The sequence below is a fragment of the Protofrankia sp. CiP1_Cm_nod4 genome, from assembly GCF_982290645.1.
Genome location: NZ_CEVIVC010000027.1, coordinates 5,393 through 9,434 on the forward strand (window position 1 = coordinate 5,393; position 4,042 = coordinate 9,434).

The 4,042-nt window shown below is 72.6% G+C and carries 5 protein-coding genes; 3 read left to right on the top strand and 2 right to left on the bottom strand.

The features are described from left to right. Nucleotides 1–71: 71 nt before the first annotated feature. On the bottom strand, nucleotides 72–362 hold the full coding sequence (locus tag AC5LSR_RS07750; RefSeq protein ID WP_250284894.1) for a DUF4235 domain-containing protein: 291 nt from the start codon (nucleotides 360–362) through the stop codon (nucleotides 72–74). A gap of 212 nt (nucleotides 363–574) precedes the next feature. Next, complete coding sequence (locus AC5LSR_RS07755; protein WP_250284896.1) at nucleotides 575–1,021, bottom strand: DUF3093 family protein; 447 nt, start codon at nucleotides 1,019–1,021, stop codon at nucleotides 575–577. 383 nt (nucleotides 1,022–1,404) lie between these two features. On the opposite strand from AC5LSR_RS07755, the gene dut reads away from it, so the two are divergent. The 3 genes from dut to AC5LSR_RS07770 all read left to right on the top strand — a co-directional run. After that, on the top strand, nucleotides 1,405–1,935 hold the full coding sequence (gene dut, locus AC5LSR_RS07760) for a dUTP diphosphatase (protein ID WP_250284898.1): 531 nt from the start codon (nucleotides 1,405–1,407) through the stop codon (nucleotides 1,933–1,935). Between the two features lie 170 nt (nucleotides 1,936–2,105). Then, nucleotides 2,106–2,864, top strand: coding sequence for a DUF3710 domain-containing protein (locus AC5LSR_RS07765; protein WP_250284900.1), 759 nt, complete (start codon nucleotides 2,106–2,108; stop codon nucleotides 2,862–2,864). A gap of 477 nt (nucleotides 2,865–3,341) precedes the next feature. Beyond that, the coding region (locus tag AC5LSR_RS07770; protein WP_493468295.1) for a DUF3159 domain-containing protein at nucleotides 3,342–4,042 on the top strand (701 nt) is incomplete at its 3' end.

Here is a 4,042-nt window from a genome sequence, read left to right on the forward strand (position 1 = left end):
GCCCCGGTGGCCTCGGGGCCTCGTTGGTTGTGGCTGCGGCAGGCACGACCTCGGTTCTGGTGGGGCGGGTGCTACTCCAGTTCGCGGATGCCTGGCGGCAGCGACCCGGTCGCCTCCAGCCATCTGCGGGCGGCCAGCCGCTCGGCGGTGAGCTTGCCGATGCCGACCGCCACCCCGGAGGCCGCCGCCCAGCTGATCGCGTCCACCCAGGCCGTGTCGGGATGCACGGGGCTGCGCGGCGGGTCCGACTTGCGGATCTTCTTGTAGGCCAGGGTCACGGCCTTGCTCGCCACCGACCCGGCGGCCGCTCCCGCCACGCCTCCGACGATCTTCCAGCCGATCTTCGCTACCGGTTGGGACACTTCCGTACCTCCGTCCGTGAAGATGCCCCGGCGGCCGACGCCGAGGGGATCATGGTTGTTCCTCCGCCGGAGGCCCAGGGCCCGCTGGAGGCAGTCCGGCTGACGGCGTCCGTTGCCGACAGCCAGCTGTTACTGACGATCGTTCATCACCGGCAGGCGTCCCGCTGCCGGGCACCTCGGTCGTCCTACCCTGGTCGTCCTACCTGGTCGGTCTACCCCGGTCGGCCGCTGTCAGCGCTGGTCAGCGGGTGGCCACGCACGTCCGTCGCCGCCACGAACCTGTCGGGGTGCCGACACGAGAGCACCCACACCTCGCCGGCCGTGCGTATCCACACGCCGGTACGGATCCACGGCCTGGTCACGGCGTGCACCCCCGGAGCCAGCGCCGTGCGGATGTCGGAGCATGCGACGGCATCGCGCACGCCGTCCCGGGGGAGCACCCGGCCGGCCGCGGCCACCGTCTGGTCGGTCACGGTCAGCCGGGCCCGCCCGAGGGCCCACAGCGCCGCCTCCATCCCGGCGAACATGCCGGCGTAGACGGCGGCCCGGACCCAGGCGGAATCCGTGTACACGGTGAAGTAGCTTCCGAAGACGCCGGCACAGACCGCGGCCCAGACATGCCACAGTCGGGGCACAGCCAGCCGTTCCTCGTAGCGCATGTCGGTCAGTATCCACCGCGGCGGCCATCACTCGCGCGTCCGTCACCGGTCGTCCGCGGTGCCCGTCTTTTCCCGTGGGTTCGCCGGCTCCGCCGCCGCGCGGACGCGTCTGACCGGTGCGTTGATGTGTCGGCCCCGCCGTGGCTGCGGCGAGCCGTTCGGGCGGCGGGTTGTTGGGCCAGGTGGTGCCGGGCCGTGCCGGGCCGTGCCGGGCCGTGCCGGGCGGGGTGGCGCGGTGACGGTCTCCGCCGTGGTCCCGCGCGGACAGCCATGATCGTCTGTTTTCCGGCCGGCTAGTCTTCGATGTGCTGTTACTTCGGCGTCCCGCCGCGCTCCGGCGTGTCGCCGGTGACGGCCCGCATCCGCCAGATCACGAGGGGCTCATGACCGCGACGGACAACCTCACCACGCCTCACATCGGAGGGCCTCATGTCGCAGGCCCGCACAGCGGGGCAGCCCCTGCCGGGGCCGGCCCGCTGGAGGTGCTGGTACACCGGCTCGATCCGGATCTCCCGCTGCCGGCCTACGCCCATGCCGGCGACGCCGGCGCGGATCTTGTCACGACGCGGGACGTCACACTCGCCCCGGGCGAGCGCGCACTGGTGGGGACGGGGATCGCCATCGCGCTCCCCGAGGGGTACGCGGCGTTCGTCCACCCGCGCAGCGGCCTGGCGGCACGCCACGGGGTGTCCATCGTGAACGCGCCAGGTACGGTCGACACCGGTTACCGTGGTGAGATCAAAGTTGTGCTCGTCAACACCGATCCCCGTGAGACGGTGGTGCTGCGCCGTGGTGACAGGATCGCTCAGCTCGTCATCCAGCGGGTGGAACGGGCGGCGTTCCAGGAGGTCGCCGAACTGCCGCCGACGGTGCGTGGCGTGGGCGGCTTCGGGTCGACCGGCGGTTTCGCCTGACCCCGGCCCCGGCTTCGGCCCGGTCCACCCGTGGATCCGCGGCCGGCTTCCTCCGGTCTGGGACGGGGCCGGTGCCGCCCGATCCTGCCGGGGGACACCCGGCCATCACACGCGTGAGGAGCCGATCGTGACGACAGGGAAGCTGATCGTGAGAACAGGAAGTGGTCGCGGTGTTCCGGCGCGGTCGTAGGCGCGCCGGTCGCGGCTGGCGGGATTCGCAGGAGTACCGGGACGAGTATGACGAGGCCGGGCACGACCCGGCCGAGGTTGATCATGATGGTCCCCACGACGCCGACCAGGCCCCGGCCGACCACGTCCGCCGGCTTGATCTGGGGTCGCTGCGGGTTCCGGTGATCGACGGGGTCCAGGTGCAGTTCCAGGTCGACCAGGCCTCCGGGCAGTTGCTCACGGTGACGTTGAGGGACGGGCAGAGCGGGATGGAGCTGTCGGCGTTCGCCGCGTCGAAGAGCGCCGGCCTGTGGGACGAGGTGCGGGCCGAGATCGTCGGCTCCCTGCGTACCGCCGCCGGGACGGCAGAGGAGACCGGTGGCCCCTACGGCAGGGAACTGCGCCTGCAGCTGCCGACCGGTACACCGGGGGAGTTCATACCCGGCCGTATGCTGGGGATCGACGGCCCGCGCTGGTTCCTGCGGGTCGTGTTCACCGGTTATGCCGCGCTCGATCCGGCCGCCGCCCCGCCGCTGGCCGAGGCGCTGCGCCGGCTGGTGGTGGTACGCGGTGATCAGGCGATGCCGCTGCGTGACCCGCTGCCACTGAAACTGCCCCGGGAGCTCACCGACCCGCACAGCCCGGACGCTCCGGACGGCCGGAGCCTCCCAGGCCCGGATCCGCGCGAGGCCGTCGGCGGTGTCGCGACGCCGACGGCTCGGATGCCGGCCCCGGGTGTGCGGATCGCGGAAGCCGGTTGAGGCCGGTTGAGGCCGGTCGAGGTCCTGCCGAGGTTCACCGATGCCTGTGTCGATGTCCGCCGGGGCCGGTTGTGGCCACCCACGGCCGGGGCGCCGGGGCGTGGACGGGCCCACGGTGGCACGGCCGCGTCCTCCCGGTTTTCCCGCGTCCCGTTTCTGGGAACACCGGCCAGCGGGCCCGGCCGGTCCCGCCGGCCTTCGGTGGGCCACCAGTGGGACGCGGGCACACCGGGCCGGGCTGATTCGTTGCCCGTGTGTCATCCCGGCGTATGTCGCGCCGGTTCCAGATGTCGTATATAGGTTGATATCGGTAAACAGCGCAGATCGGCGGACGGCACACCAGATGACGCGTACCAGTGGATGGCACACACCAGTGGATGGCACATCAGTGAAGGCGGTTGCCATGACGAGTTCCGACAGTCGTCCCGCGGCCGCGGACCCGCGACACACGCTGTCGCCCAGGCCGCCCGTCGCCGCATGAGCGCGCCCAGCCGCGACGGGCGTCCGTCGACGCGCCAGCCGCCGGTGTCGCTGGTCGAGGCTGTCGGTGGCGTCCGGGGGGTGGTCGACGGGGCCGTTCCCACCGCCGCCTTCGTCGCCGTCAACTCCCAGGCCGGGCTGACCGCGGGCATCGTGGTCGCGATCGTCGTCGCGGCTGCCCTCATGGTGCTGCGGCTGCTGCGGCGGGAGCCGGTCCAGCAGGCGTTCTCCGGGCTGTTCGCGGTCGGTGTGGCCGCTTTCGTCGCGTCCCGCACGCACAGCGCCGAAGGGTTCTTCCTGCCCAGCATCGCCAAGAACGCCGTGTTCGCGGCCGTCGGCCTGCTGTCGCTGCTGGTACGCCGGCCGTCCGCCGGCTACGTGATGGCGGTGCTGGATCCCCGCTACGCCAACTGGCGCCGGCACGCCGACACCCGGCGCGCCGCGGTGTGGGCGACGGGCGTCTGGATCGCGGTCTTCACCGTCCGGTTCGCCGTCCAGGGCCTGCTCTATCTTGCCGGTGAGCCCGGCTGGCTCGGCGCGGCCAACATCGCTCTGGGCCTGCCCCTGTTCGGCGTGGCGATCCTCGCGACCTTCGCCATCGTGCGGCGGCTGGCGCCACGCCAGCCCGCCGCGGACGACGGCCCCGTGGCCGACGGCGGGCCGGTCATCGAGGGAACGGTCCTCGACGGTCCCGGGAG

Bases quoted from the DNA above. Each gene is read 5' to 3' on its own strand.
- dut (WP_250284898.1), top strand. From the start codon at position 1,405: ATGACCGCGACGGACAACCTCACCACGCCTCACATCGGAGGGCCTCAT.
- AC5LSR_RS07755 (WP_250284896.1), bottom strand. From the start codon at position 1,021: ATGCGCTACGAGGAACGGCTGGCTGTGCCCCGACTGTGGCATGTCTGG.